At 41.2% G+C, this 25,558-nt stretch carries 26 protein-coding genes; 1 reads left to right on the top strand and 25 read right to left on the bottom strand.

The window, feature by feature from the left end; all coding sequences use genetic code 11:
- Window positions 1–59: 59 nt before the first annotated feature.
- The 10 genes from purR to AB8E63_RS00165 form a co-directional block, all read right to left on the bottom strand.
- Window positions 60–884: a pur operon repressor gene (gene purR / locus AB8E63_RS00210; RefSeq protein WP_006147832.1), complete on the bottom strand. Its 825-nt coding sequence runs from the start codon at window positions 882–884 to the stop codon at window positions 60–62.
- Between the two features lie 102 nt (window positions 885–986).
- A complete protein-coding gene (locus AB8E63_RS00205) occupies window positions 987–1,928 on the bottom strand; it encodes a 3'-5' exoribonuclease YhaM family protein (RefSeq protein WP_368909431.1) in 942 nt (313 codons plus the stop codon).
- Window positions 1,918–3,174 carry a DNA recombination protein RmuC gene (rmuC, locus tag AB8E63_RS00200; protein ID WP_368909430.1) on the bottom strand — a complete coding sequence of 419 codons (1,257 nt, stop codon included), beginning with the start codon at window positions 3,172–3,174 and terminating at the stop codon, window positions 1,918–1,920. The genes AB8E63_RS00205 and rmuC overlap by 11 nt, the downstream gene beginning before the upstream one ends.
- 1 nt (window position 3,175) lies before the next feature.
- The gene (locus AB8E63_RS00195) at window positions 3,176–3,838 is read right to left on the bottom strand and encodes a thiamine diphosphokinase (protein WP_368909429.1); all 663 of its coding nucleotides are present in this window, start codon (window positions 3,836–3,838) and stop codon (window positions 3,176–3,178) included.
- Window positions 3,801–4,457 (bottom strand): ribulose-phosphate 3-epimerase, encoded by a 657-nt coding sequence (rpe, locus tag AB8E63_RS00190; protein WP_368909428.1) that lies wholly within the window; start codon window positions 4,455–4,457, stop codon window positions 3,801–3,803. The genes AB8E63_RS00195 and rpe overlap by 38 nt, the downstream gene beginning before the upstream one ends.
- Window positions 4,458–4,467: 10 nt before the next feature.
- Window positions 4,468–5,346 (bottom strand): ribosome small subunit-dependent GTPase A, encoded by an 879-nt coding sequence (rsgA, locus tag AB8E63_RS00185; RefSeq protein WP_247912893.1) that lies wholly within the window; start codon window positions 5,344–5,346, stop codon window positions 4,468–4,470.
- A gap of 1 nt (window position 5,347) precedes the next feature.
- On the bottom strand, window positions 5,348–6,220 hold the full coding sequence (gene rsmA, locus AB8E63_RS00180) for a 16S rRNA (adenine(1518)-N(6)/adenine(1519)-N(6))-dimethyltransferase RsmA (RefSeq protein ID WP_247912864.1): 873 nt from the start codon (window positions 6,218–6,220) through the stop codon (window positions 5,348–5,350).
- A gap of 30 nt (window positions 6,221–6,250) precedes the next feature.
- Entirely contained in the window at window positions 6,251–7,669 is a 1,419-nt protein-coding gene (locus tag AB8E63_RS00175) for an SseB family protein (RefSeq protein ID WP_368909427.1), read from the bottom strand.
- Window positions 7,670–7,802: 133 nt separating this feature from the next.
- Window positions 7,803–8,366 carry a ribonuclease M5 gene (gene rnmV, locus AB8E63_RS00170; protein WP_368909426.1) on the bottom strand — a complete coding sequence of 188 codons (564 nt, stop codon included), beginning with the start codon at window positions 8,364–8,366 and terminating at the stop codon, window positions 7,803–7,805.
- Complete coding sequence (locus AB8E63_RS00165) at window positions 8,363–9,139, bottom strand: TatD family hydrolase (RefSeq protein ID WP_368909425.1); 777 nt, start codon at window positions 9,137–9,139, stop codon at window positions 8,363–8,365. The genes rnmV and AB8E63_RS00165 overlap by 4 nt, the downstream gene beginning before the upstream one ends.
- A 155-nt stretch (window positions 9,140–9,294) precedes the next feature.
- Between AB8E63_RS00165 and AB8E63_RS00160 the strand changes: the two genes are divergently transcribed.
- Window positions 9,295–11,139, top strand: a complete 1,845-nt coding sequence (locus AB8E63_RS00160) for an APC family permease (protein ID WP_368909424.1) — start codon at window positions 9,295–9,297, stop codon at window positions 11,137–11,139.
- 182 nt (window positions 11,140–11,321) lie between these two features.
- On the opposite strand, the gene rpmH is transcribed toward AB8E63_RS00160, so the two are convergent.
- From rpmH to comGA, 15 genes are all read right to left on the bottom strand, one after another.
- Complete coding sequence (rpmH, locus tag AB8E63_RS00155) at window positions 11,322–11,456, bottom strand: 50S ribosomal protein L34 (protein WP_000831905.1); 135 nt, start codon at window positions 11,454–11,456, stop codon at window positions 11,322–11,324.
- A gap of 144 nt (window positions 11,457–11,600) precedes the next feature.
- Window positions 11,601–12,815 carry a pyridoxal phosphate-dependent aminotransferase gene (locus AB8E63_RS00150; protein ID WP_004251584.1) on the bottom strand — a complete coding sequence of 405 codons (1,215 nt, stop codon included), beginning with the start codon at window positions 12,813–12,815 and terminating at the stop codon, window positions 11,601–11,603.
- A gap of 471 nt (window positions 12,816–13,286) precedes the next feature.
- Window positions 13,287–14,747 carry a glutamate--tRNA ligase gene (gene gltX / locus AB8E63_RS00145; RefSeq protein ID WP_368909422.1) on the bottom strand — a complete coding sequence of 487 codons (1,461 nt, stop codon included), beginning with the start codon at window positions 14,745–14,747 and terminating at the stop codon, window positions 13,287–13,289.
- Window positions 14,748–14,876: 129 nt separating this feature from the next.
- Window positions 14,877–16,226, bottom strand: coding sequence for a glucose-6-phosphate isomerase (locus AB8E63_RS00140; RefSeq protein WP_368909421.1), 1,350 nt, complete (start codon window positions 16,224–16,226; stop codon window positions 14,877–14,879).
- 178 nt (window positions 16,227–16,404) lie between these two features.
- A complete protein-coding gene (locus tag AB8E63_RS00135) occupies window positions 16,405–17,094 on the bottom strand; it encodes a gamma-glutamyl-gamma-aminobutyrate hydrolase family protein (RefSeq protein ID WP_004251575.1) in 690 nt (229 codons plus the stop codon).
- Between the two features lie 288 nt (window positions 17,095–17,382).
- Window positions 17,383–19,149 (bottom strand): ABC transporter ATP-binding protein, encoded by a 1,767-nt coding sequence (locus AB8E63_RS00130; protein WP_368909419.1) that lies wholly within the window; start codon window positions 19,147–19,149, stop codon window positions 17,383–17,385.
- Between the two features lies 1 nt (window position 19,150).
- Complete coding sequence (locus AB8E63_RS00125) at window positions 19,151–20,857, bottom strand: ABC transporter ATP-binding protein (RefSeq protein ID WP_368909418.1); 1,707 nt, start codon at window positions 20,855–20,857, stop codon at window positions 19,151–19,153.
- Between the two features lie 189 nt (window positions 20,858–21,046).
- On the bottom strand, window positions 21,047–21,748 hold the full coding sequence (locus tag AB8E63_RS00120; RefSeq protein WP_074324295.1) for a histidine phosphatase family protein: 702 nt from the start codon (window positions 21,746–21,748) through the stop codon (window positions 21,047–21,049).
- A gap of 58 nt (window positions 21,749–21,806) precedes the next feature.
- Complete coding sequence (comGG, locus tag AB8E63_RS00115) at window positions 21,807–22,244, bottom strand: competence type IV pilus minor pilin ComGG (RefSeq protein WP_368909417.1); 438 nt, start codon at window positions 22,242–22,244, stop codon at window positions 21,807–21,809.
- Window positions 22,222–22,683, bottom strand: coding sequence for a competence type IV pilus minor pilin ComGF (comGF, locus tag AB8E63_RS00110; protein ID WP_368909416.1), 462 nt, complete (start codon window positions 22,681–22,683; stop codon window positions 22,222–22,224). Before comGF ends, comGG begins: the two co-directional genes overlap by 23 nt.
- Window positions 22,646–22,948, bottom strand: coding sequence for a competence type IV pilus minor pilin ComGE (gene comGE, locus AB8E63_RS00105; RefSeq protein WP_368909415.1), 303 nt, complete (start codon window positions 22,946–22,948; stop codon window positions 22,646–22,648). The genes comGF and comGE overlap by 38 nt, the downstream gene beginning before the upstream one ends.
- Window positions 22,911–23,345: a competence type IV pilus minor pilin ComGD gene (gene comGD, locus AB8E63_RS00100; protein ID WP_368909414.1), complete on the bottom strand. Its 435-nt coding sequence runs from the start codon at window positions 23,343–23,345 to the stop codon at window positions 22,911–22,913. Before comGD ends, comGE begins: the two co-directional genes overlap by 38 nt.
- Entirely contained in the window at window positions 23,308–23,631 is a 324-nt protein-coding gene (comGC, locus tag AB8E63_RS00095) for a competence type IV pilus major pilin ComGC (RefSeq protein WP_368909413.1), read from the bottom strand. The genes comGD and comGC overlap by 38 nt, the downstream gene beginning before the upstream one ends.
- Window positions 23,632–24,675 (bottom strand): competence type IV pilus assembly protein ComGB, encoded by a 1,044-nt coding sequence (gene comGB / locus AB8E63_RS00090; protein ID WP_368909629.1) that lies wholly within the window; start codon window positions 24,673–24,675, stop codon window positions 23,632–23,634. It abuts the gene before it with no gap.
- Window positions 24,596–25,537: a competence type IV pilus ATPase ComGA gene (gene comGA / locus AB8E63_RS00085; protein ID WP_070676995.1), complete on the bottom strand. Its 942-nt coding sequence runs from the start codon at window positions 25,535–25,537 to the stop codon at window positions 24,596–24,598. The genes comGB and comGA overlap by 80 nt, the downstream gene beginning before the upstream one ends.
- Window positions 25,538–25,558 lie beyond the last annotated feature (21 nt).

The following is a 25,558-nucleotide window of genomic DNA, read 5'->3' as shown; positions in this document are numbered from 1 at the left end:
GTTCATTATCAAAGAAAGGCTGGGACGAAAGTTCCAACCTTTAAGCATCTTATTCTCTCTTATTTTTCTGTTTCGAAGATGTTCCCAACTTCAACTTCAATTTGTTGGTTCTTCACATCAATATTGGTAACTTTTAAGAGTGATTTGTAGTCAAACTGCTGTTCACGGTCTTCCTGCGCATTATCAGCAAAGACAGCTACACCAGCTAACTCAGAATCAAACTCTGTTAAAAGGCTAATCATACCGTTAATCGTTCCTCCGCCTTTCAAGAAGTCATCAACAATCAAGACACGGCTTCCTGCTTTAAGGCTACGTTTTGAAAGGAACATTTTTTCAATACGGTCGCTAGAACCTGAAACATAGTTGACACTCACAGTTGAACCTTCTGTGATTTTCAAGTCACGACGGACAATGACAAAAGGTACGTTGAGAACATTTGCTACTGCATTTGCAAGCGGAACCCCTTTGGTCGCTACCGTCATAACAGCATCAATCTTTTGGTCCATAAAGCTCTTGGCAATAATGCGTCCAATATTTTTTAAAATAGCCGGAGTACTAAGGAGATCAGACAAATAAATGTAGCCTCCTGGCAGAATGCGGTCGCTCTCTGAAAGTTTATCGCGAAGCTCTTGGATGATTGTTTTGGACTCAAGGGTAGAGATAGATGGTGTGAAAATAACTCCACCACCAGCACCTGTCACCGTTTGAATATGGCCGATTTCAATTTCTTCAAAGGCGCGCTTAATAATGACAATATCTTCTGAAATAGAAGATTTGGCAGATTCATACTTTTCCGCGAAGGTATTGAGACTGGTTAATTTGTATGGATTGTTAATCAAATAATTGGAAATAACAACCATCCGATCACTTCTTCTTAATTTCATTAGTTATTCACCATTCTTTTTAATTAGTCTTTTTCTCATTATAACACACTAAAGCAAAAAAAACGAACTTTATCGTCTAAATAAAGCTCATTTTTTTAGTTTCTAGTCTAATTTTGGCTTGTAGAAGGAACGATTGTCCATTGCAAAGACCTTATTGGTCATTTCCCCCTCATCAACAAGAGCCAGAGCTGTTGACATCATCATCATACTCGCATCCAAATTATCAATCATATGAATAATTTCAGCTTCCATCACACGAGGACGAACTGGACTACCATACTCGAGTAATCCATGGTGACTGAGAATCACATGGCGCAGAAGCACCACTTCTTCTCGAGTGTCATCGATACCAAGTTCCATAACTGCTTTGGTAATCTCGCTATCAATCAAGGCGATATGCCCGATAAGATTTCCTCTCACTGTATACTCTGTCTGGTCCGGACCTGTTAACTCAATAACCTTAGCCAGGTCATGCAACATAATTCCAGCGTAGAGCAAGCTCTTATTGAGCTGTGGGTAGACATCTGCAATTGCCTCTGCTAAACGAACCATAGTCGCTGTATGATAAGCAAGCCCTGTTTCAAAGGCATGGTGGTTGGTCTTAGCAGCTGGATAAGAATAAAATTCTTTATCATATTTGGTATAGAGGGCCCGAACGATTCGTTGCCAGATGGGATTTTCAATCTTGAAAATCATCTGTGCCATATACTCACGGATTTCCCTAACATCCACTGGCGATTTGACCTTGAAGTCTGCTGGATCATTAGGTTCGCCAGGCTGAGGTAAGCGAAGGGTGATTTGATTTACCTGTGGAGTGTTGTTGTAAACTTCACGACGCCCTTGCATGTGGACAACTTTTCCTGCGGTAAAGGCCTCAACGTTATGAGGTTGGGCATCCCAAAGTTTCCCTTCAATTTCCCCACTATCATCTTGGAAGGTAAAAGCTAGGTAATTTTTCCCAGCACGCGTCTGTCTCAGATCGGCTGATTTGATCAGGTAAAAGCCCTCGAACAGTTCATCTTTTTTCATGTGACTAATCTTCATATTCTTCCTCATCTTCTTGGAACTGGAGCAAATCAAGCATAGGCTCACCTTCTGACAATTCAATATGTCGGAGAGTTCGCTCGATAGCTGAAGTACGTCGGTTTAACAATTCATCAATATTACCAGTGGCATGTTGGAGGTGTTTTTGCGCTTTAACCAGAATACCACCAAACTTGCCAAATTCGGTTTTGACGTTGGCTAGAGTTTGGCTAATATGGTCGGCACTCTTTTGGATATTTAGAGTTTTGAAGCCAACAGATAGGGAATTGAGAAGGGCTGACAAGGTACTTGGTCCCGCAACGATAATCTGCTCTTCCCGTCTCAAACCATCAAAGAAAATCGGATTTCTAACGATTTCTGAGTAAAGACCTTCTGTCGGAACAAACAAAACTCCAAAATTGGTCGTCCTTGGTGGTGCAATGTACTTGTTCTTGATATCTTTGGCAAAACGCTTAACGCTTGTTTGGAGTGATTTGCGACAATTTTCGATTTCTTCCTTATCACCTGCTTCATAGGCTTCTTCAAGGCGGTAATAAGCTGCCAGTGGAAACTTAGAATCAATCGGTAGATAAACATATTCCTGGTCACCTTGCCCAGGCAACTTGATGGCGTACTCGACTCGCTCACTCGAATTTTCAACTGTTGCAAATTCTCGTTCATACTGGGCAGGTGTCATGATATCTTCAATAATCTGTCCCAGTTGTAATTCTCCTAGAATTCCTCGAGTTTTTGTACCAGATAAGACCTTATTAAGAGCGCCGACATCACGGGCAACCGTCTGCATTTCTCCAAGGCCGCGATTGACAGATTCCAATTGCTTGGAAACTGTCTCGAAAGACGCTTGCAAGCGTGTCTGCAAGGTCTTTTCTAACTTTTCCTCGACCGTTTGGCGCATCTGCTCTAAACGTTGCTCATTTGACTCCTGCAAGGCCTGTAGTCTTTGGTCAGTCTTATCTCTGGTTTGGAGAAGGTTTTCATTCATCTCCTGTCGAACCTGAGTCAGACCTTGGTGCAATTCGATTCGCACCTCCTGCAAACGGTCGCTAACAACCACTTCTAGATTTTTTTGGTCAAGCTGACTAGACTGTCTGGCTTGCTCAAATCTATAATCTAACTGATCTGAAAGGTTATCTGCCTGGTCTTCTAAACTTTTGGTCAGGTATTTCTCCTGCCTATCCTGCCTCTGCCAAATAAGAAAGAGGCCGGCTAGGTTAGCAATTAGTAACAGTAGTAATATAATCTCCATCCTATCTCCTGTCCTTGCTATGCAGTACAACCACATATCCATCTGGGCAAGTCACCGAAACTTCCCTATCTATATATTCGTTAGAAGCGTAAACTTTCTTAAAGAAAAAATTTTCCTCTGTCAACTCATACTTGGCTCCGATAATAGTCAACTGACTATCCCTAACAGGCATAAAAGCAAGATAATTATAGTCCGAACGTGGTTCTAGCTGACTGGTCCCTTCTGGGCAATAGCTAATCAAGTTTTGCCCATCCTCAATCTCTATTTGGCGCATATAGGGTGCCAATTTGGGATTGCTGGGAAGAAAGACATTGGCCAGCATATGGTCAATACGACCACCTAGGGCACCAAAAATGGTCACCTGAGCCTGAGGATTTTTTTCAAAAATCGTTAACAGTGCTAGTTCCAGATCGGTATCATCCTTCTCTGGCTGAGCTTGGACAAAGAGCTGGGCACGTTCTTGAATCAACTGACGCTCTTCTACAGTCACAGAATCAAAATCCCCAACTGCTAAAGCAAGAGGAAGTTCTTCTTCCAATACCCAGAGTGAGCCTCGATCCACACCGACATAGCAATCAAAATCTGTCCGGTAGTGACCGCAATCTCCCCCTGCAAAAACTGCAGCTTTAGTCCAGTTGATTTCTGAGAGCTTGCACTCGTTCATTGACATCTCCCTTAAAGACATAAGATCCCGCTACAAAAACTGTAGCGCCAGCTTCTTTGGCTTGAGCAATCGTTTTATCATCAATCCCGCCATCCACTTCAATCTCAAAGTTCAGTCCTTTTTCTTCACGAAGGGCAACTAACTCACGAATCTTATCCATGGTTTCAGGCAGAAAAGCTTGCCCACCAAATCCAGGATTAACCGTCATGACCAAAACTTGATCAACTAAGTGAAGGACATGTTTAATCGCCTCAACAGGAGTACCAGGGTTAATGACTACAGAAGGTTTCACTCCCAAAGAACGAATCTTTTGAAGAGCTCCATGGATGTGAGGTGTCGCTTCAACATGGATGCTGATGATGTCAGCTCCTGCACGCGCAAAATCCTCTAAATGATGTTCTGGGTTAGAGACCATCAAGTGACAGTCAAAGACCATCTTACTATGAGGTCGAAGACTTTCGACTACACCTGCACCAAAGCTGATCTGAGGTACAAAGTGACCATCCATGATATCGATATGGGCGTATTCTGCCCCAGTTGCTTCTAGGCGTTTAATTTCACGTTCAAAGTTGGCATAATCTGCTGCCAGAATTGACGGAGCAATCTTGTATTGAGACATAGGTTTCTCCTTATTTTGGAATTTTTTTGCTGACTTTTTTATAGGTTTCTCTACGATTTTCAATCTCACTGAGGAATTGCAGATAGTTGTCGAAACGGAAGTTTGCAATGATGCCCTCTTCTACTGCTGGTTTCACTGCACAAGATGGCTCATGAGTATGCGTACAAGTACGGAACTTACAGTCGCGACTGACACTAGCAATTTCTGGAAAGGCCTGGTTCAGCTCTTCAGCACTTGATACTTCATAATCTAGCGACGAAAAACCTGGTGTATCTGCGATTTTACCACCATTGAGATTGTAAAAACTAACAGCTCGAGTAGTATGACGACCACGACCCAGACTGTCTGAGATTTCTCCTGTTTCGAGATTGAGGTCAGGTGCAATTTTATTAAGGAGGGTTGACTTCCCGACACCTGTCTGCCCCATAAAGACTGTCACTTTGTCTGTCAACAAGAGCAAGAGTTCCTCTTTACTAGTCACAAAATCGTAACCAATAGCACGATAGGTCTGCTCGTAAAAGTCCAGTTCTCCCCCATCTTCCAGTAAGTCCATCTTGGAAATATAGACGATAGGATGAATGCCCTTATGTTCTAAGAGTACTAAGAAGCGATCCAATAAATTGCTATTAAAGTCAGGTTCTTTAACCGACATAATAACAACGGCTTGGTCAATATTGACAATAGGTGGGCGAACCAGACTATTTTTTCGTTCATGAATTTCCAAAATATAGCCTTCTGAGTTCTCCTCTGCAGAAAAATCTACCCAATCCCCAACATAGGGCGTATGGCCTTTTTTTCGAAAATTTCCACGTGCGCGTGTTTGATAAACCTGGCCCTCACTCTCCACATAGTAGAAGCCAGCCAAGGCTTTAATGATTTGTCCCTGCATCTTAGAGCCCTTGTCCTTTAAGCGCATCTGCTAGACTGGCAAATTCTTCTAAGCCCAGAGCTTCACCACGTACGCTCGGTGACAAGCCCGCTTGATCTAAAGCCTTTGTCAGTTTGTCCTTGATCTCCTCAGTTTTCCCAAAGTAACCTGTCAAGTTGTTCCACAAGGTCTTGCGACGATGGGTGAAACTAGCCTTGGAAACCTTAAAGAAGAAGTTCTCGTCTTCAACTGCTACAGCTGGTTCTGGACGGCGCACCATTTTCAGGATAGCTGAGTCCACGTTGGGCGCTGGCACAAATACTGTACGAGGCACGATAAAGGCAACCTTGGCCGTCATATAATACTGAACTGCAATTGACAAGCTACCGTAAGCCTTGGTATTTGGCTTAGCAGAGATACGATCTGCCACTTCTTTTTGCATCATGACCACAAACTCACTAAAAGGAATGCCACTCTCGATTAAGTGCATGAGAATAGGGGTTGTGATATAGTAAGGCAAGTTTGCCACTACCTTAATTGGTAAGTCAGGATTTTTAAAATTTTGGATATGCTGCGCCAAGTCAACCTTTAGAATATCCTCGTTGACTACGGTAACATTGTCAAAATCACGCAGGGTATCTGCTAGAATTGGTACCAAACGGTGGTCAATCTCAAAGGCCATAACTTCTGCCGCACGCTCAGCCAAAAATTCCGTCAAGGCACCAATCCCTGGACCAATTTCAATGACATTGACCTGGTCATCAACTTCAGCCGTATCCACAATCTTTTGAAGAATATTGGTATCGGTCAAGAAATTTTGCCCGAAGGATTTTTTAAAGGTAAAACCGTGACGCTCCAGTACTGCCTTGGTCACGCTATAATCTGCAATTCTCATTTATTCTCTTTTCTAATATTGAAAGGTTTTCTAATCTTGAGCTCTTCCTTCTTGTTCCTCACTAAGCTTTTGCATGTCTCTAAAAGCTGTTAGGCTAACATAGGCACCCGCTTCATGGTATTCCGTTGGGTTAATGGCATAGTCAAAAACTTCAATCATGCCTCCTGCTTCTTCTATCATGCCATTCCACTTTTCGTCAAAGACCATTCTCAGACGTTTCCAATCAGTAAATACTGGAACAGAATTTCTACCATTTTTTCCTTCTTTGACTGGAATGTTAAAACTGGAATCTTTTTCCAAGACAAAGGAGTTCCCTTCCTGACTCTCTCCCTTAAATTCCGATGCTGCATCTAATGGAAGCAAGAATTTTGCTTTAGGCATAGCCATAGAGAAGAACTTGTAGTAAAGTCCATAAACTAGTTCTTGCTCTTCTGTAGTCGGTTGGTCCATCTGCCCCATCAAGAGCATCCACCTTACCAGATCGGGATTCATGACAGGCACTTGTATTTCTGGTAAATCAGAAAAATCTGGTTTTTGGACTAAGGCTGAAGCACTGATACTTACTTCCTTACTATTAAAGAAAGCACCTAAAGCACCGTTTAAATAAAAGGCTGTCCCAAGAAAATTCTCAATCCCTTTTTTATCTTCTGTATTTTCAATTAGTTTTACGACTGAATTTGGTCGGCTGTCAATGGTTTCCTTGAATTGGCGATACCAAGATGGTGTCAAAAGCATGATCATGGGATCAGTGCAGAGATACCCTTCTTCTCCTCTGTCATAGGTCGTTGAGAAAAGATAGGGTTCTCCTGTTTTTTCCGAATAAACAGCATAAATTGAATCTGCTGCTAATAACTTGTCCTTGACGATTTCCGCTAGACGTTCCAACTTGCGAGTGTTGGATTGATAGCTTTCTTCACTTTCAGTTTCCTGATTTTGACGGCATTTCCATAAAAAGAGACGTAAAATCTCTACGCTGTCATCAAGGGTAGCTGCCAAATAGTCTTCATTTGTTAACTGGCCCTCTTGGATGGCTACAAAAGCACGATAAAGAGAATCTGAATAGCTAGATAATTTTTGCTCTTCCTCAATACCTGAACTAAAGAGCACACTTCCTTTTTTCAGTTTATCCAAAGAAGGAATCCTATCAACCACTAGATGGGCAAGAACTTCATCAGTTAGACTATCTGCATCTTTGTTTTGACTGCTGAGTTTTTTAACCTCTACAGTACCAAGACTTTCCATTCCTTGGTCGGGATTGCAAAACTGCAACTGATCTCCAACCTTGATACTACCTTCTAGACTCCCAACAATCAATAATTGGTTCGTTTCCTTCATCGGGAACAAATCTAGAACACCCACGCAAGCATTGCCTTTCGCCTCTTCTGCTTCCTTATTGGATTCAGTTGGTTTTGTTGCTTCTGTCTTTTTTAAAAAATCAAAGATTCCCATAACTTTTCCTCATCATCTCCACTTAGCTCAATTCCTATGGAGTCACTTTTCTAATGCTTGCTACCAAGCCTGATTAAACCGTATATGATTACTTCTATTGTATCATATTCCCTCCACATTTTGGGGGAGTTTCTCAATTCTCATATGATTTCATGGCTTCTTCAACTTCAGCTAGACTTATCCCAAATAACTCTAAACGTTTAAGGAGTTGTTTCCCATTGGAATAACCGATACGAAGACTTTCTCCAAGATATTCTCTGCGTTTTCGGCTATCTGCTCCGGCTAGAAAACCAAGACGAATCAAGTCGCTACGACTAATATCAAAGTCACTTTCTACTTTAAACTGTTCAGTTACTTGTTCTAGTGCTATCTTCAAGTCTTCGTAGCTAGCATGCTCAATTCCTAGAGAACGTCCCTTGGTCTTAGATTTTGGCACTGCCTCATCACGTTTGAGAAAGGCGTGCTGAACTGTCGGAATGGCCGTCATAATCATCCGACGAATGCGTTCCCCGTTAAAATCAGGATCCGTAAAGACAATCACCCCATAACGTTGGTGTAGACGTTGGATTCGTTCAAGATCTTGTTCATTGATCGCAGATCCACGAGTCTCATAGGTCTCCACATCAAAGTAGCGTTTTAAATTAGCCGTATCGTCACGTCCTTCTACCACGATGACTTGGGAAATTTTCTCTTTCATGATTTACGTTCCAATCCAAAGATGCCTTCAGCATTGGCACTTGTCACTTCTGCCAATTCTTCTGTCGTCATACCACGCAAGTCTGCAATAAAGTCTACTACATAGCGCGTGTAAGCTGTCTTGTTTTCACGACCGCGCTTGGGTACTGGGGCTAAATAAGGTGCATCCGTTTCTACCAAAATCTTATCCAAAGGCAACTCTTTGGCTGCTTCCTGAATATCTGTCGCCTTCTTGAAAGTCACTACTCCAGAAAAGGAAATAGTCATCCCAAGCTCCACGAACTTCTCTGCCCAATCCAAAGAACCTGAGAAGGAGTGCATAATCCCGCCACGTGGACCAACTCCCTCACTCTTAATAATTTCATAGGTGTCTTCTAGCGCATCACGGGTGTGAACTACAAAAGGTAAATCCAGTTCCTTAGATAGCCGAATCTGACGACGAAAAACCTTTTCTTGAACTTCCTTAGATGCCGTCATCCAGTGGTAGTCCAAACCAATCTCGCCCAAGGCTACAACTTTTGGATGTTTTAGTTTTTCTAGCAAGTAATTCTCAACATCCTCTGTATAGGTACCTGCCTCTGTCGGATGCCAACCAATCGTCGCATAGAGTTGGTCATATTCTTCCACCAACTCCAAAGCACGCTCAATGGTCGGCTTGTCAAAGCCAACAATATTCATCCGAGTTACACCCATTTCAGCCGCTAAGGCAAGTTCTTCTTCTTCGCGTCCCAAAAATTCTTCCACATTCAAGTGGGTATGAGTATCAAAAATCATTTATATTTCCTCGTTTTTTCTACCTTCTATTATACCAAAAAAACTAGTCTCATCCTTATAGGAAAAAATATTTTGAAATCATTCATTTTTTCTTGACGACTTTTTTTCATAGCAGTATAATAACTCTTGTTGAAATTTTCAGAAAAGGAAAGAAAATGTTTACAAAACTAAAATATACCTTTATTGGTCGTCCCCTTAAATCCTTAACAGAAGGTGAAGGAGGACTTCTTGGAAAAACGCAGGCACTCGCAATGCTCTCAAGCGATGCCCTATCTTCTATCGCTTATGGACCCGAGCAGGTCGTTCTCGTCTTGGCCAGCCTTTCTCCACTTGCTATCTGGTGGAGTCTTCCTATCGGCATTTTTGTCCTCTTACTATTAGCTAGCCTGACCATTTCTTATAGACAAATCATCCATGCCTACCCTCAAGGTGGAGGTGCCTATATGGTTACTCGAGAAAACCTCTCCCCTGAGTTAGGTTTGATTGCTGGGGGAAGTCTACTTGTTGACTACATGTTAACAGTAGCCGTATCAGTGGCAGCAGGTGCTGATGCTATCACTGCTGCACTTCCTGCCCTCCATCCTTACAACCTCCACATCTCCATTTTTCTAGTATGTTTGCTCATGCTTTTAAATCTACGAGGTTTGAGGGAATCCGCAAGCTCTCTGATGATCCCAGTCTATCTCTTTATCTTTAGTACGGTCTTCCTCTTATTGTTTGGTATCTTCCAACTGTTGACAGGTTCTCTCAGCTATCATGCAACTTCTGCAATTGGTCAAACTGTCCCAAGTCTGTCAATTGTCCTAATTTTAAGAGCCTTTACCAGCGGTTCGGCCTCACTAACTGGAGTTGAAGCTATCTCAAATGCCGTTCCATTTTTCAAAACTCCCAAAGAGAAGAACGCTGCCCAGACACTGACCATCATGTCTCTGATTCTTGGATTTCTATTTGCAGGGATTACCTTCTTAAACTACTGGATGGGAATTACCCCTCAACACGGAGAAACAATCCTTTCACAAATGGCTAAAGGGATTTTAGGGGGTTCAGCTCTCGGTCAGATCGTTTATTATCTCTTCCAATTCTCAACTGCCCTAATCCTAGCCGTTGCTGCAAATACTGGTTTTTCTGCCTTTCCGATGTTAGCTTACAATATGGCCAAAAACAAGTACATGCCCCATCTCTTTATGGAAAAGGGAGACCGCCTGGGTTATTCAAACGGTATTTTAACCTTAGCTTTTGGTGCTATAATCCTTCTGCTTATTTTCAACGGAAATACAGAACGCTTGATTCCTCTCTACACTATCGGAGTTTTTGTTCCTTTTGCCCTTTCTCAAACAGGGATGATTCGCCACTGGAAAAAAGAAAAAGGCTCTCATTTCTTAAAATCTGCCTTTGCAAATATCCTCGGTGCCATCATTTGTTACGCCATCGTCCTTATTCTACTCCTCTTCAGGCTTGGAGATATCTGGCCATTCTTCCCAATTATCCTGGTCCTAACCTTCCTCTTTTTGTCCATCCACAGTCATTACCAAAAAGTGGCCAAACAACTTCGACTTTATGAAGGAATTCAAAAGAAAACCTACGACGGCAATGTCGTCCTTGTCTTAGTGGGAAATGTTACCCGAGTCAGCGTTGGTGCTATTAACTACGCTCAAAGCATTGGAGATGAAGTTTTGGCCATGCACATTTCCACTAAGGAAACTGAGGAAAAAGACCAAGAAATCCTCCAAGAATTTGCCGATTACTTCCCAAATATTACTCTTAAAAACATTAATACCAGCTATCGCGATATTATCACACCTACAGTTCGATATGTACGAAAGATTTCTCAAGAAGCCAAGAAAAAGAACTACACGGTTACAGTTCTAGTACCCCAATTTATCCCTAACAAACCTTGGCAAAATATCCTCCACAATCAAATGAGCCTTAAATTAAAATATGCTCTCAGATGGCACGAAGAGGTCGTCGTGGCTAGCTACTCTTATCATTTGAAAGAATAAAGAAAAGCTCAAAATCAGAGAAATCACCTCCTGATTTTGAGCTTTTTCTATGATTATCTTTCCAATGCATCTTCTACAGTTTTCAGATTACATCACTTGCCATAGAAGTTTCTCTCTTTTAGATAAACAGAAAAATCAGTAGGCTCGAGTTCCTACTGACTTCTTTGTTTCATTTGTTTGGATTATGCAGCCAAAACTTTGCGTCCTTTACGACGACGAGCTGCCAATACGCGACGACCGTTTTTAGTTGACATACGGTTACGGAATCCGTGTTTGCGCGCACGACGAAGTTTACTTGGTTGATAAGTACGTTTCACGATGAATACCTCCTCATAGATTTTGTATTCGTTTAGCCGGCTATAAAGTGATCAGTTACTAAACATACTTTACTATTCTATCTGATTCTTACGTATTTGTCAATAGCTCTGACAAATGTTTCCAGCTTTTTTGCTATGAAAGCCTTATCTACGATACTGCTTCAAGAAGCGAGTCATCTTTTCTTGGATTTGGGCTAACTCATCGACACGCGGTAGATAAACGATACGGAAGTGATCTGGTTCTTTCCAGTTGAAGCCACGTCCATGTACCAAAAGCACTTTTTCTTGTTTCAAAAAATTAAGGACAAATTGTTCATCGTCATCGATACGGTACATATTGCGGTCGATTTTAGGGAAGATATAAAGACCTGCTTTTGGCTTAACAGCTGATAAGCCAGGGATATCTTGAATAGCATTATAAATAAAGTTTCTTTGTTCATAGATACGACCACCAGGAAGAAGCAACTCATCCACTGACTGGTGACCACCTAGTGAAGTTTGAACAACCTGTTGAGCAAGCACATTCGAACAAAGTCGCATGTTTGAAAGCATGTTGAGACCTTCAATGTAGCCTTTTACGTGATGTTTAGGTCCAGACAAGACCATCCAACCTACACGGAAACCAGCGATACGGTGAGATTTAGACAGACCATTCATGCTGACACAGAAAAGGTCTGGAGCCAAACTTGCTACGGGTGTATGGACATTGCCATCCATAACCATACGGTCGTATATTTCATCCGCAAAGATAATCAAGTCATTTTGACGAGCAATCTCGATGATATCTAGTAAGAGTTCTTTAGGATAGAGAGCCCCCGTTGGGTTATTCGGATTGATCAAAACAATAGCCTTAGTATTTGAACTAATCTTAGACTTAATGTCATCTAGGTCTGGATACCATTCAGCTTCTTCATCACAGACGTAGTGAACGGCATTTCCCCCAGCCAAGCTAACTGCAGCAGTCCAAAGAGGATAGTCAGGCATAGGAACCAAGACTTCATCGCCATTGTCCAAGAGACCTTGCATAGACATAACGATTAGCTCACTAACCCCATTTCCAAGGTAGATATCATCAATATCCACATTGGGAAATTTCTTTAGTTGGCAATACTGCATGATGGCCTTACGAGCTGAAAAGATACCTTTTGAATCTGAATAGCCTTCACTATCACGGGCATTCATAATCAAGTCGTGGATAACCTCATCTGGAGCTGTAAAGCCAAACTCAGCTGGGTTCCCTGTATTCAAACGAAGAATTTTTTCTCCATTTGCGCGCATGCGCATAGCCTCTTCCAAAACTGGACCACGGATATCATAAGCCACATGCTCTAATTTTATTGATTTGTTAAATTCTTTCATTCGAGTTCCTCTATTCATCAGGATAGTTAATATTATACCACTCCAAAACGAAATCGTAAATTTCCCAGTACTATTCCACAAAAAAACCTTGCTTAACGCAAGGTAACAGAGCAAAGTCGATTTCTTTCTATTTTTGGAGAAGAAAGAGTAGATATACTTCTCTAAAAAGCTGGACAAATTGGACCAAAATCTTTGTAGAGAAACTCTGGCGATCGAAAACAAAGTCATTGTAAGGGATGGTAACTGCATGAACAAAAGAATTTCTACTTCTATTCAGCAAAACGCAAAGAAAAAATAAGTAGACTGACCAACATTAGGAATAATGTTAGACTAAGCCGAGTCTAGTTGTAAAAATACCATCTCACTAACTTATTTCCTTACCCTGTCAATTCATATTATACACTAAAATCTTTGCATTTTCAAATAAGTATGCATATAAAAAGAGCTCAATATTTAAGCTCTTTTTGTATGCTATTTTGCAATTTCTGCCAACATTTTTTCGATGTGTTGGATTGATTTTTCACGTCCAAGCAAGTAGATGGTATCTGGCAATTCAGGACCATGCATTTCACCTGAAACGGCGATACGGATTGGCATGAAGAGATTTTTCCCTTTGATACCAGTTTCCTTTTGAACCGCCTTGATTTGTGGGAAGATATTTTCTACCACAAACTCATCGTCTGACATGGCTTCGAGTTTGGCTTTAAAGGCTTCAAGTACAGTCGGAACCGTTTCACCAGCCATGACTTCTCGCTCAGCTTCTGTCAATTCTGGGAAGTCTGAGAAGAAAAGGTCCGTCAATGGTACGATTTCATCCACTGACTTCATTTGTGGTTTGTAGAGCTCCACCAATTTCTCAGCCTTGTCTGTCAAACGTCCTGCTTCTTCAAGGAATGGTTTTGCCATTTCAAAGATAGTCTCAAGATCCGCATTCTTAATGTACTCATTGCTCATCCAGTCCATTTTCTTCTGGTCGAAGGCTGCTGGAGACTTGCTGAGACGGTTTTCATCAAAGAGGTTAATGAGTTCTTGACGAGAGAAGATTTCATCTTCCCCACCAGGATTCCATCCAAGAAGAGCGATGAAGTTAAAGACTGCTTCTGGAAGGTAACCTTTCTTACGGTAATCTTCGATAAATTGAAGGGTGTTAGTATCCCGTTTAGATAACTTCTTACCAGTTTCAGAATTGATGATAAGTGTCATGTGACCAAACTCAGGTGCTTCCCAACCAAGTGCTTCATAGACCATGAGCTGTTTTGGTGTATTGGCAATGTGGTCATCTCCACGAATGACATGAGAGATTTGCATATCGTGGTCATCGATTACAACGGCAAAGTTGTATGTTGGGTAGCCATCTTTCTTTTGGATAACCCAGTCACCACCGATATTGCCACCTTCAAATTCGATATCACCTTTAACCATATCATGCCACTTGTAGATACCTGACTCATTGACTGCTAAACGCACAGTTGGGATAACACCTGCGGCTTCACGTTCTGCAACGTAAACTGCTTTTTCTTCTTGGCTCATACCAAGGTATTCGTTGATGTAACGAGGTGTTTCACCTGCGGCTTCTTGGCGTTCACGTTCTGCTGCTAATTCTTCTTCTGTCACATAAGATTTGTAGGCTTTTCCTTCAGCTAAGAGTTGGTCGATATATTTTTGATAGAGTTCCAAACGCTCAGACTGGCGGTAGTTTTCATGCGTCTCAGGACTTTCATCCCAGTCCATGCCCAACCAACGAAGGTTTTCAAGCTGTGAACGTTCTCCGTCTTCGACATGACGTTTGCGGTCCGTATCTTCGATACGGATGATAAAAGTTCCACCATGGTGGCGTGCATACAAGTAGTTAAACAATGCTGTACGGGCATTACCGATGTGTAATAGTCCTGTTGGACTTGGTGCATAACGCACACGAATATCTTTTGACATATCTTCTCCTATAAAGTCTCTAGGCATCTGCCTTTTCGCTCTCTATATTATATCACAAGTCTCGCCAGAGTCCAATTTCTCTTTTCGAGAAAAAACAAAAAGAGTGGTAAAACCACTCTTTTTAGTCAATTATAGACGAGCGTTTAGTTCTTTGCTCAATTCTTCAAATCCTGGTTTACCAAGAAGGGCAAACATGTTACGTTTGTAGGCTTCAACACCTGGTTGGTCAAATGGGTTGATGGCATTCAAGTAACCTGAAAGGGCGATAGCCAATTCGAAGAAGTAGATTGTGTAACCAAGAGTGAAGGCATCTTGCTCAGGAAGAGTCACGTACATGTTTGGTACGTCACCGTCAGTGTGGGCAAGAAGAACACCGTCAGTTGCTTTTTTGTTTACAAAGTCAACATCTTTTCCTTGAAGGTAGCCAAGTCCGTCAAGGTCTTCTTCCAAAGTAGGGATGATCACGTTCTTACGAGGTTTGTCAACACGGACAACTGTTTCAAACATGATACGAGTTCCTTCTTGGATAAATTGACCCAATGAGTGCAAGTCTGTTGAGAAGTTAGCTGAAGTTGGGTAAATACCTTTTTGGTCTTTCCCTTCTGACTCACCAGCCAATTGTTTCCACCATTCTGAGAAGTATTGAAGTGATGGCTCGTAGTTTACCAAGATTTCAGTTGCATATCCTTTACGGTAAAGGATGTTACGAACTGCTGCGTATTGGTAAGCTTCGTTTTCAGAGATTTTATCTGAAGTATAGTCTTTACGAGCTGCGTTAGCACCTTCCATAAGGGCTTTGATGTCTGCACCTGACGCAGCGATTGGAAGCAATCCCACTGCTGTCAATACTGAGAAGCGTCCACCGATATCATCTGGAACAACAAATGTTTCCCAACCGTTAGCATCTGCTTCAACCTTAACAGCACCTTTTTGGCGGTCAGTTGTTGCGTAGATACGTTTGTTAGCTTCTTCTTGTCCGTATTTCTTAACCAAAAGTTCTTTGAAGACACGGAAAGCAATCGCTGGTTCAGTTGTTGTACCTGATTTAGAAATCACGTTTACTGAGAAATCTTTATCTGAAACGTACTCTACCAAGTCAGCAAGGTAAGTAGATGAGATTGAGTTCCCAGCGTATAGGATTTGTGGTGCTTTACGTTCTTCTTTTGTTTGCAAGTTTGCAAAGTGGTGGTTCAAGAAGTCAATGGCAGCTTTTGCTCCAAGGTATGATCCACCGATACCGATAACCACCAAAACATCGCTGTCTGATTTGATTTGTTCAGCAGCTTTCAAGATGCGGTCAAATTCTTCGCGGTCATAGTTTTCAGGAAGGTCCAACCAACCCAAGAAGTCGCTACCAGCACCAGTTCCTTTACGGATCAATTCGTCTGCTGCTGTAACTTGTGCTTGCATGTATTCCACTTCATGTGATGCAACAAATTTGTCTAATACTTTTGAATAATCAAATTTAATATGTGACATAGTATTCCTCCAAAATTTCTTCTTTTCTATCATAACGCTTACTAACAATTTTTTCAAGTTTTTATACTAAAAATTTCCAATTTTTATCACAATTCAAACGTTTGCATAGAATCTTACAAAATTTAAAAACTTGAGGCATCAAACCCTACGAATAATAAAACGACTAGGATTCTAGTCGTTATAGTTCATTCAATAAATACTCAAATAATTCTAAGTTGCCATCTTCTTCATTGACCAAGAATTCTGGATGCCACTGGAGACCAATAATACGGTGTTCATCGATAGATTCGATTGCTTCAACAGTTTGATCACGTGGATCCACAGCCGTCACACGGAAATTGGGTGCCAGATCTTTAATGCTCTGACGATGCACTGAATTAACCTGACTTTCTTTACCAAATAATTTAGACACTACACTGCCATCCACTGTCTCAATAGAATGTGAAGTCCCAAAAGGTAGACCTTGCCAATGACCTTCAATATCCTGATTGAGTGTCCCTCCAAAGGCAACGTTGACAAGCTGAACACCACGGCAAATGGCTAAGATTGGCTTGTTCTGACGCAAGGCTTCTTGTAGAAGAGCTAGCTCAAACTCGTCGCGAGTTAGGTTATAGTCGTCGCTATCAATTGTTTTTTCCTCACCATAAAACTGAGGATGAACATTTTGTCCCCCAGTCAAGATGAGTTTATCAATCATTTCTACATAGTCATGGACCACCGACTCATCACCAACCGGAATGACCAAAGGAAGTCCGCCAACCTGACGAATACTCTCAGCAAATTTACAAGAGACTGATGAATGAATATTTTTTCCTTCTGCGTCCACAGGACATAGGTTTGCCGCTACTCCAACAACTGTTCTTGCCATCACTGATTTCCTTTCCTTTTCCATTGATAATCTTATCTTATCATCCTTGCCCACTCCTGTCTAATATGTATTTTTTAAGTCCGTGATAAAATTTTTTTATCAGAAAAAGTTGCCCAAAATTAGGACAACTTTTTTGCTTATACTCAATGAAAATCAAAGAGCAAACTAGGAAGCTAGCCGCAGGTTGCTCAAAACACAGTTTTGAGGTTGTGGATAGAACTGACGAAGTCAGTAACACATATACGGCAAGGGGACGCTGACGTGGTTTGAAGAGATGTTCAAAGAGTATTATTCAAAGACAAATTGATTATGGTACAGTTCGGAGTAAAAGCCTCCAAGCTTGAGCAATTCATGGTGATTTCCTTGTTCGATAACCTCACCATCCTTAAGGACAATGATCTGATCGGCATTGAGAATGGTTTTCAAGCGATGGGCAATCACAAAACTAGTTCTTCCTGCCACAATAGCTTCCATGGCATTTTGAATCTTGCTTTCTGTTACAGTATCCACGTTTGATGTTGCCTCATCCAAGATTAAGACCTGTGGATCTGTCATCAAGGTACGAGCAATAGAAATCAACTGCTTCTGACCTGTTGAGAAGACGCTCTGGTCATCATTAATCAAAGTATCGTACTTATCTGGTAGACTTTCGATATATTCATGGATATGCGTAGCCTTAGCTGCCGCTTCTACCATTTCTTGACTAGCATCAGGGACACCAAAGCGAATATTGTCTCGGATGGTTCCGCTAAATAAAACTGAATCCTGTAAGACAATTCCCACCTTGCTTCGCAAGCTATCCAAATCAAACTCGCGAATATCTGTTCCATCAAAGCTGATACCACCTGCATCCACATCATAAAAACGATTGATTAAGTTCATGATGGTCGTTTTCCCCGAACCTGTCGGACCAACAACCGCAATCATTTTCCCTTTTGGAGCTGAAATGCTAACATCTTTTAGAATCGGTTTCCCTGGCAGGTAGGAGAAGTCCACGTTACGAATCTCCACACCTTCTTTTAATTCGTTAAAAACTGGAGCATTTTGAGGACGAATTTCTTCTTCTGCATCAAACATTTCTTGGATACGTTCTGCACCTGTAAAGGCCAGTTGCAAACTTCCCCAGCTCGCCGCTAATTGGATAATAGGTTGGTAATATTGCTGAGAAAACTGGGTAAACATGACAATCAAACCCAGAGCTGTCGCTGTCTCGATATTCTGATCATTCAGTAAGACAGCTGAACCGACAAAAATAACAATAGCTGTATTGACCAAGCTCATTCCGTTCATGACAGGAAAGAGAATTCCTGAAAATAGTCTTCCCTTAAAGGTTGCTTTACGGACACGCTCGTTTTGCTCAACGAAACCTGCGATCACATCTTCTTGAATGCCTTGAACAATAACGGCTTTTTGACCTGAAATACTCTCATCCATGTAGGCGTTAAGCTTTCCAACCTCTTTTTGCTGAAGATTGGTATATTTTCTTGCCAATTTCAAAATGACAATCAACATGATGACAGCTATCGGAGTGCTAGCAACCGTAATCAAAGCCAAGGTCACATTTTTTGCGAACATAACAATCAACAAACCAATATAAAGGGCAATATTGGTCATAACAGACACCAGACTTTCGTTAAAAGCTTGGAGGATGTTATCCAAATCACTGGTAAAACGTGACAGGATATCACCATCTTGATGGCGGTCAAAGAAGGAAACGGTCAAGCGCGAAAGCTTGCCAAAAAGTCCCTTACGCATCTCATTTGTCGATTCGGCAATAATACGGCTCATCAAAACCATATAGATAAGACTCGACACCACTAGCACAATCAAAATATAAGCAAGATTGATTAGGAGTCCTAATAGACTTTGCCAAACCATATCAGGATTTCCATTTTGATAAGCTATAACCAAATTAGCCAGTTCTGTGACTGTTTGACCTGCAAATACTGGAAAGAGGGCTTGTGCAATCGTTGCAATGATAATCATAGCAATGACAACGATAAAGGATATCTTATAAACTTTAAAATAGTTCCAAAAGAATTCAAATGTCTTCATCCTACTCCTCCTTTCCTTTTTGCGTCTCGTAAATTTCACGATAAACTGGGTTTGATGCAACCAAGTCAGCATGTTTGCCTTGACCGATCAAGCGACCTTGGTCAAGCACTAAAATTTTATCAGCATGCACAACAGAGCTAATTTTTTGTGCGATGATAATCGTAGTCGTCCCCTTCAAATCCTTGTTGAGGGCTTCTTGAACCAAACGTTCCGATTTGGCATCAAGGGCAGAGGTTGAATCATCGAAAATCAAGATACGAGGATTGCTGACAATCCCACGCGCAATAGACATTCTTTGTTTTTGTCCACCAGAAAAGTTAGTCCCACGTTCCTCAACCGGACTTTCAAAGGCCAAGTCCATACGACTAATAAATTCACTGGCCTGGGCGATGCGAGCTGCGCGTTCCATTTCTGAAACTGTCGCATCTCCCTTACCTTGTCTGAGATTATCTGCGATGGTTCCACTAAAGAGGATGGCTCTTTGTAGGACGATAGAAACTGTCTTACGAAGCGTCCCTTCACTAACTGTTCGAATGTCCTTTCCACCAATCTTGATCGAACCTTGCTGAGGGTCAAATAATCGTGGAATCAACTGAGCCAAGGTTGATTTCCCTGCACCAGTTGCTCCGACAACCCCAACCATTTCACCAGCTGCGATATCGAAGGATACATCTTTTAGGATAGGTTCTTCATCATTTGGATAGGTAAAGGTCACATTTTCAAAACTGAGACTTCCCTCCAATTCTTCATCTTCCACATCATCGAAAGTCATAGCTGGTTCTGTATCAAGGATTTCACGAATACGACGAAGGGAAATCATGGCACGAGTGACTGAATTCCCCAAAAATCCAACCATGATGATGGTAAAGATAATCTGACTCAGGTAGTTTACAAAGGAAGCAATGGAACCAACTACTGACGGATCTGACTCTGCCATACCTGCTACAAGCCAGATTGAAAGAAAGACAGCCCCGTATGAAATCATCATCATTACAGGTTGAACGATAGAAAAGGCGTAGCCGATATAAAGGTTTTCACTCAGTAATTCATCGGATACCTGCGTAAACTTAGCAAACTGATCTTTTTCTCGGACAAAAGACTTAACCACGCGCACACCACGCAAATTTTCTTTAGCAATGGCATTGATACGCTCTAGTAAGGTCTGGAATTTTGCAAAGCGCGGTCCCACAACTCCCATCATAAAACCCATTATGGCAACAATCAGAACGACCATGAGAACTAGCACCCACCACAGAGAAGGTAGGGTGACAACTGCTAGAATAAAGGAACCGATAAATAAAATCGGTAGTCGAAAGAGGATTTGGAAGGTCATCATAACGACGTTTTGAATCTGGTTGATATCGTTGGTCATACGCACAACGAGGTTCCCTGCATTAAACTTCTCAATATTGGCGTATGAAAAAGTTTGAATCTTACGAAAGGCATCTTCCCGTAAGTCAGACGAAACTCCTTGAGCAATGTAAGCTGCTAACACAACATTAATGCCACCTGCAATCAAACCAATCAAGGCAACAAGGATTAACCAAAAACCAATATGATAAATAGCTTCATTATCACCCGTTAGCAGTGCCTCTAAAACTTCCTGTAGATAACGTGGTTGCAAGAGTGAACTCGTTACCATTAGACCTGTCATAATCAAGGAAGCCAGGACCTGCCATTTATAGGCTTTTATTTTCTGAAACAGCATATTTCCCCCTTATAAGATAGACAAAAGGGGACGACAGTTCTGTCAGTCCCTTCTTATGCTTTCATGTTGATACTATTCTAACAAAAAAGAATGCTATTGTCAAAGCACTCAGCTCTCAGAAGCTTGTGCAAGCACGACATTAGCATTCTATCAATCCTTTAAAAATTCTTCTAAATTTAGTGCTGAATTTTATTGTTCTGAACTATCTTGCTCGTCTAGCTTAACTCGTCCAATTTCACGGTAGCTACAGTCCCCAACAATCTTTACTGAAAACTGACCATCTTCGTACTCTAGAATCGTCACACTTCCGTTATCAAGACCATGTGGATGCATGCCGTTAATGAGGTAAACAATAGTTCCAATTGTCATTCCATGGCTGACTACCAGGGCATTTCCTCCACCATTGGCTTCCATTTCCTTGGCAATGGCTTCAAAGCCTTCCCAGATACGACCACTTAGCTTTTCCCATCCTTCAGCCCAACCTGCTGTGTCTACTTCTACCAGACCTTCAGCCAGCTCAGCATAGGACAAACGATGCACATGATCGACATTAAAGATACGAGGAATAATCCCCATAAATAAGTCCCCATCATAAGCACCATCAAAGCTACCAAAGCACCATTCACGGATTCGCTTATCCATACGATAAGGAATTTGCCCTGTTAAACCTAGTTCCTCAAGGATAATTCCCATAGTCTGGATGGTACGTCCTGAGTCACTCGAGTAAGCACGCTCAAACTTTAAGCCTGACTCACGCAAACCAATTCCCAGTTCGTGAATGCCTCGCTCACCTTCAGCTGTTAAAGGAGTATCACTCCAGCCTTGAGCACGCCCAATCGTATTAAACATTGTTTTCCCATGACGCACTAGATACAATTTTACACTTGCCATTTTTGGTCCTCCATATGTATCTATTATAGCATGATTTCATGTAAAAACCTCGTCCAAACTACTCTGTGTCCTTCTTTGAAGGTGCTAATTTTGAAGACCTAGCAGTCTCTTTTTTGCTCACTTCTTCTGTTTTCTCCTCATTTCCTTCTTTGGACTTGTTTTCTGTTTTCTCAGACTTTTGACCGGTCTTTTTTAAAGGAGAAAAGTGAAATTCAAACTTATTTTTTCCTGTGTCAATAGTCGTTGTGAAGAATTTTTCGTCATTTCGATAAGTTGACTTCCCTACATTAAATGACTGCTCTCCATTTTCAGAAGAAGCTTTTTCATAGGTTCTCTTAGCCATAGCAAATGCAAGAAGTTTTTCTTTATTTAAGGCATAATCCTGATGATGTGCTAGTTGACGATTTAGATAAAACTGCAACAAAAGGCTAAAAATTCCAGCAATAGTGATAGCGTATAGGAGAACTCCTGCTCTAACTTTTTTCTTTTTCAACACGATAGATAAATTCCCTCTCTAGTCCCTTTTCAAACTGAAAGTGAAAGTGCAGTTCCTGCCCTTTTTCTTGAATTCGAGCTGATTTTAGGCCGTAGACCATGGGTTGATAACCACGTCCACTAGCATCTGTTTTCCGGAAATCATTTGACTTTGATTTACCCATGGAAATGGGTTTACCTTCCTGTTTGAGGTAAAGCCTATCATTCTCCACTTTTTCAAATTGGGTTCGATTCAGCTCTGCTTCCAGCTGATCCACAAATAAAAGCCATTCTTTTTGCTCACTTTTCTGCTGATAGCGAACTTCTGAAACCAAGAGCTGACTCATAGATTGAAAGAGGAGCAAGCTACCACTAATCACAATAAGGGCAACCAAGGATTCTAAAAGTGTAAAGGCTCTGACCCTACTTGTCTTGAATCGCCAGTAATTTCTCCGTTCCATGGTATACCTCCAAACCTTGCTCATTCGAGACAACATGAACCGTAAGGCCATTGACAGTCAAATGTTTTTGTCCAGTCTGCAACGCCATACGAGCCACTCGCAAAACTTCTTCCTGTTTTAGAAGTTCTACTTCTCTTTTTCTACTTTCTTGAATTTGTCCCAGCAAGAGGGTTGCAATACTAGCAAAAATTGCGAGTGAAATCACTGCCTCCAGTAGAATAACCGCCTTAATTTTTTTCTTCTTGAATACGTTTAATCTTTCCATTTCCTAGATATAGTTGGTAGCGAACCACTTCTTTCCTTGTTTGAAATCTCACGCTAGCTAGAGACGAATTCCCTCCAGCCTTATCAAAGGTAATTGACTGATTAGACTGCAATTGAATGCCTTTAGGGATGGCTAATTTCTGATAGCCATTCCCAATACTTCTCTCTTCTAACATTAAGTTGATCTTTTGCTGACTAGCCAGACTTCGCTTCTGTGTTTCCCGATAAAGTTCCTCAAACTCCATAAAGAAAATTTGCTCTTCCACAGCTGCAAAAGTTGATTGAACTGAACTTGACAAACCCAAGGCTAACAGGCTGACTATTCCTAAGACCAATAAACTTTCTAGCATGGTAAAGGCCCTAATCTGCAACTGACTGACTCTTATTTTGCTTGGCATGATACTCTTTATAGGCTTTTGCTTGCTCAGCAGTAATGCGTCCATCTGCCTGTAATTTACCTAGACTAGCATCTTCATTTTTATCCAGACTATAGAGTTCAGCCTGACTTTCTACCACCTTGACAACAGCTGCTTTCCCCTTATCATTGACTGCATCCTTTTGCTTAGTTAAGTTTGGCACAAACAGTAAGAGTAGGACGCTAATGATAAGCAACACCACTAACATTTCTACAAGAGTGAAACCTTTTACCGTAGCTTTTTTTAATTTCATCAACATCTTTTTCATCTAAAAATTTACCTCCATATTTTGATACATCGGCAGCAACATAGCTGCATACAATAAAACGATTAGCAGGGCTACAAAAATAAAGACCAGTGGTTGAACAAGGTTCATGGCCCGATTGACTCGGGTAAAGAAGGATTCCCAGGTTTTTTCCGCATATATTTCCAATTCGCTTCCCAACTTGGATTTAACCTCTCCATATTCAATAATTAATACCAACTCTTTTCTAAAGAAGGGATAGATCTGAACAACCTTAGAAAATTCATGCCCATTTTGCAAAGATTGATCTAAATCGTATCCAATTTCCTTAAAAAGAGGATTCCCTTGCTCCTGCATCATCTGGAAAATCTGTGCCAACTCTAAACCTTGTCCAATCATATTTCCCCATTCCCGAGCATAATAAGCAGTTAGATAGTACTGAACAAACACACCTAAAAAGGGGATTCTAGCCAGATAAGAAAAGACTTGTATCTTCTTAGATTTTCTGTAGAATATCAGTCCTGTTAAAGATGCAAGACTTAGTGCCAGAATAAGTCCGAGAAAAATCTGTGGCAGGTTACTAATCACTAAGGTAGCTATGTTACTACTATCCAGTTGGGGCAAGAGATAATTCCGCAATCCTAGCATAATTAACAGTAAAAAAGCTAGCAAAATAAGTGGGTAGGTCGCAACTTCAATTAACTTCTTCTTGACCTTAGCAAGATTATCCAAATATTCTTCAATTTTCCCCAAACTCAAATGGAGATTTCCATGAACTTCAGCCAATGAAAGCTGAGTGACAATCGCACTCGAAAAACCTAAATTCCCCATCATTTCCGAGAAAGATTTTCCTTTCGATAGTCCTAGGCGCATCTGCGAAACATATTCCTTCTCCAACAAAAGACTTCTATCAAGAAAGGAAATGATTTCTACCAAGTGAAAACCACTAGAAAACAAATTGTTAAAGAGAGTGATGATTTTCTTCTGCTTACTGGTAGCTAATTTTCTCCGTTTCAGCTTGAAGGGCAGTGATATGTCCGTCTTTAAGAAGCTGATCAATTTGCTCATTCCACTTTTCTGCCTGGTGTTCTGAATAATTTTGGTTTGCAAAATCAATAATTCCTCCTCCCCCGATTAGTCTCTGGTAGCAAACACCTTGTAAAACAACTGCGAGTTCATCTTCACTAACACCAAGTTCTAAAAGACGCTCATAGACCCCACGAATACTCTTTGCATGGATGGTCGAAAACACTGTAGCTCCCGTTAAGCTCGCTCTTACAACAGCACGGGCTGTTTCGCTATCCCGGATTTCTCCAATGATTAAAAGATCTGGTCGGTGTCGCAAAGAAAGTTTTATCAAGTTTTCATAACTCAATCCAATAGCTTCATTGAGTTGTAATTGCAGCATCTCTTCTTGCTTAATCTCGACTGGATCCTCAATGGACATGACTTGTTGTCCCTTAAACAATGACTTAGCTAATTCATGCATTAAGGTAGTTTTGCCACTTCCTACAGGTCCTGCAAATAGATAAAGGCCGCGTTGCCTAAAGCCCTTTTCTAGTTCCTTAAGGTCTTGAAACCAGAAGCGCAACTCTTGTTCTTCATCGTGCAAAAGGCGAATAACTAAACTCTCATGACCACGATAATCTCCTACCGTCGATAAGCGGAGTGAAGAAACCTTGCCATCATGCTGATAATCACAGGACCCAAGCTGACTACGACGCTTTTCTCCAACATTCATCCCCGCAATAAATTTAAAATGACTAATCACTGCGCCCAACTTTTCAAAGTCATAGCTATTAATCAAACGCCTTTCATCACCTATTCGCATATGCAACTCATAACCCTTGTCCTTGGGAATAAAATAGATATCCTGAGCTCCATCCTTTTTTGCGAGACTAATCAATTCTTGTGCAAGTGCTTGTACCATATTCCCTCCTCAGTTAATTAT

Origin of the sequence: Streptococcus sp. oral taxon 061 (genome assembly GCF_964211575.1) — a bacterium.
Classification (GTDB): domain Bacteria; phylum Bacillota; class Bacilli; order Lactobacillales; family Streptococcaceae; genus Streptococcus.
Note: the sequence above shows the minus strand (reverse complement) of the source record. Positions and strands in the feature narration are given on the sequence as shown.

Bases quoted from the DNA above. Each gene is read 5' to 3' on its own strand.
- comGE (WP_368909415.1), bottom strand. From the start codon at position 22,948: ATGGAAAGATTAAACGTATTCAAGAAGAAAAAAATTAAGGCGGTTATT.
- AB8E63_RS00175 (WP_368909427.1), bottom strand. From the start codon at position 7,669: ATGGGAATCTTTGATTTTTTAAAAAAGACAGAAGCAACAAAACCAACT.
- AB8E63_RS00165 (WP_368909425.1), bottom strand. From the start codon at position 9,139: ATGATTTTTGATACTCATACCCACTTGAATGTGGAAGAATTTTTGGGA.
- AB8E63_RS00140 (WP_368909421.1), bottom strand. From the start codon at position 16,226: ATGTCACATATTAAATTTGATTATTCAAAAGTATTAGACAAATTTGTT.
- rnmV (WP_368909426.1), bottom strand. From the start codon at position 8,366: ATGAAAGAGAAAATTTCCCAAGTCATCGTGGTAGAAGGACGTGACGAT.
- AB8E63_RS00160 (WP_368909424.1), top strand. From the start codon at position 9,295: ATGTTTACAAAACTAAAATATACCTTTATTGGTCGTCCCCTTAAATCC.
- AB8E63_RS00195 (WP_368909429.1), bottom strand. From the start codon at position 3,838: ATGAACGAGTGCAAGCTCTCAGAAATCAACTGGACTAAAGCTGCAGTT.
- comGA (WP_070676995.1), bottom strand. From the start codon at position 25,537: ATGGTACAAGCACTTGCACAAGAATTGATTAGTCTCGCAAAAAAGGAT.
- rmuC (WP_368909430.1), bottom strand. From the start codon at position 3,174: ATGGAGATTATATTACTACTGTTACTAATTGCTAACCTAGCCGGCCTC.
- comGF (WP_368909416.1), bottom strand. From the start codon at position 22,683: ATGGAACGGAGAAATTACTGGCGATTCAAGACAAGTAGGGTCAGAGCC.
- AB8E63_RS00130 (WP_368909419.1), bottom strand. From the start codon at position 19,149: ATGAAGACATTTGAATTCTTTTGGAACTATTTTAAAGTTTATAAGATA.
- AB8E63_RS00150 (WP_004251584.1), bottom strand. From the start codon at position 12,815: ATGAAAGAATTTAACAAATCAATAAAATTAGAGCATGTGGCTTATGAT.
- AB8E63_RS00125 (WP_368909418.1), bottom strand. From the start codon at position 20,857: ATGCTGTTTCAGAAAATAAAAGCCTATAAATGGCAGGTCCTGGCTTCC.
- AB8E63_RS00120 (WP_074324295.1), bottom strand. From the start codon at position 21,748: ATGGCAAGTGTAAAATTGTATCTAGTGCGTCATGGGAAAACAATGTTT.
- rsgA (WP_247912893.1), bottom strand. From the start codon at position 5,346: ATGCAGGGACAAATCATTAAAGCCTTGGCTGGCTTCTACTATGTGGAG.
- purR (WP_006147832.1), bottom strand. From the start codon at position 884: ATGAAATTAAGAAGAAGTGATCGGATGGTTGTTATTTCCAATTATTTG.
- AB8E63_RS00135 (WP_004251575.1), bottom strand. From the start codon at position 17,094: ATGGCAAGAACAGTTGTTGGAGTAGCGGCAAACCTATGTCCTGTGGAC.
- rpe (WP_368909428.1), bottom strand. From the start codon at position 4,457: ATGTCTCAATACAAGATTGCTCCGTCAATTCTGGCAGCAGATTATGCC.
- gltX (WP_368909422.1), bottom strand. From the start codon at position 14,747: ATGTCAAAAGATATTCGTGTGCGTTATGCACCAAGTCCAACAGGACTA.
- AB8E63_RS00205 (WP_368909431.1), bottom strand. From the start codon at position 1,928: ATGAAGATTAGTCACATGAAAAAAGATGAACTGTTCGAGGGCTTTTAC.
- comGB (WP_368909629.1), bottom strand. From the start codon at position 24,675: ATGAGCAAATTGATCAGCTTCTTAAAGACGGACATATCACTGCCCTTC.
- rsmA (WP_247912864.1), bottom strand. From the start codon at position 6,220: ATGAGAATTGCAGATTATAGCGTGACCAAGGCAGTACTGGAGCGTCAC.
- comGC (WP_368909413.1), bottom strand. From the start codon at position 23,631: ATGAAAAAGATGTTGATGAAATTAAAAAAAGCTACGGTAAAAGGTTTC.
- comGD (WP_368909414.1), bottom strand. From the start codon at position 23,345: ATGCCAAGCAAAATAAGAGTCAGTCAGTTGCAGATTAGGGCCTTTACC.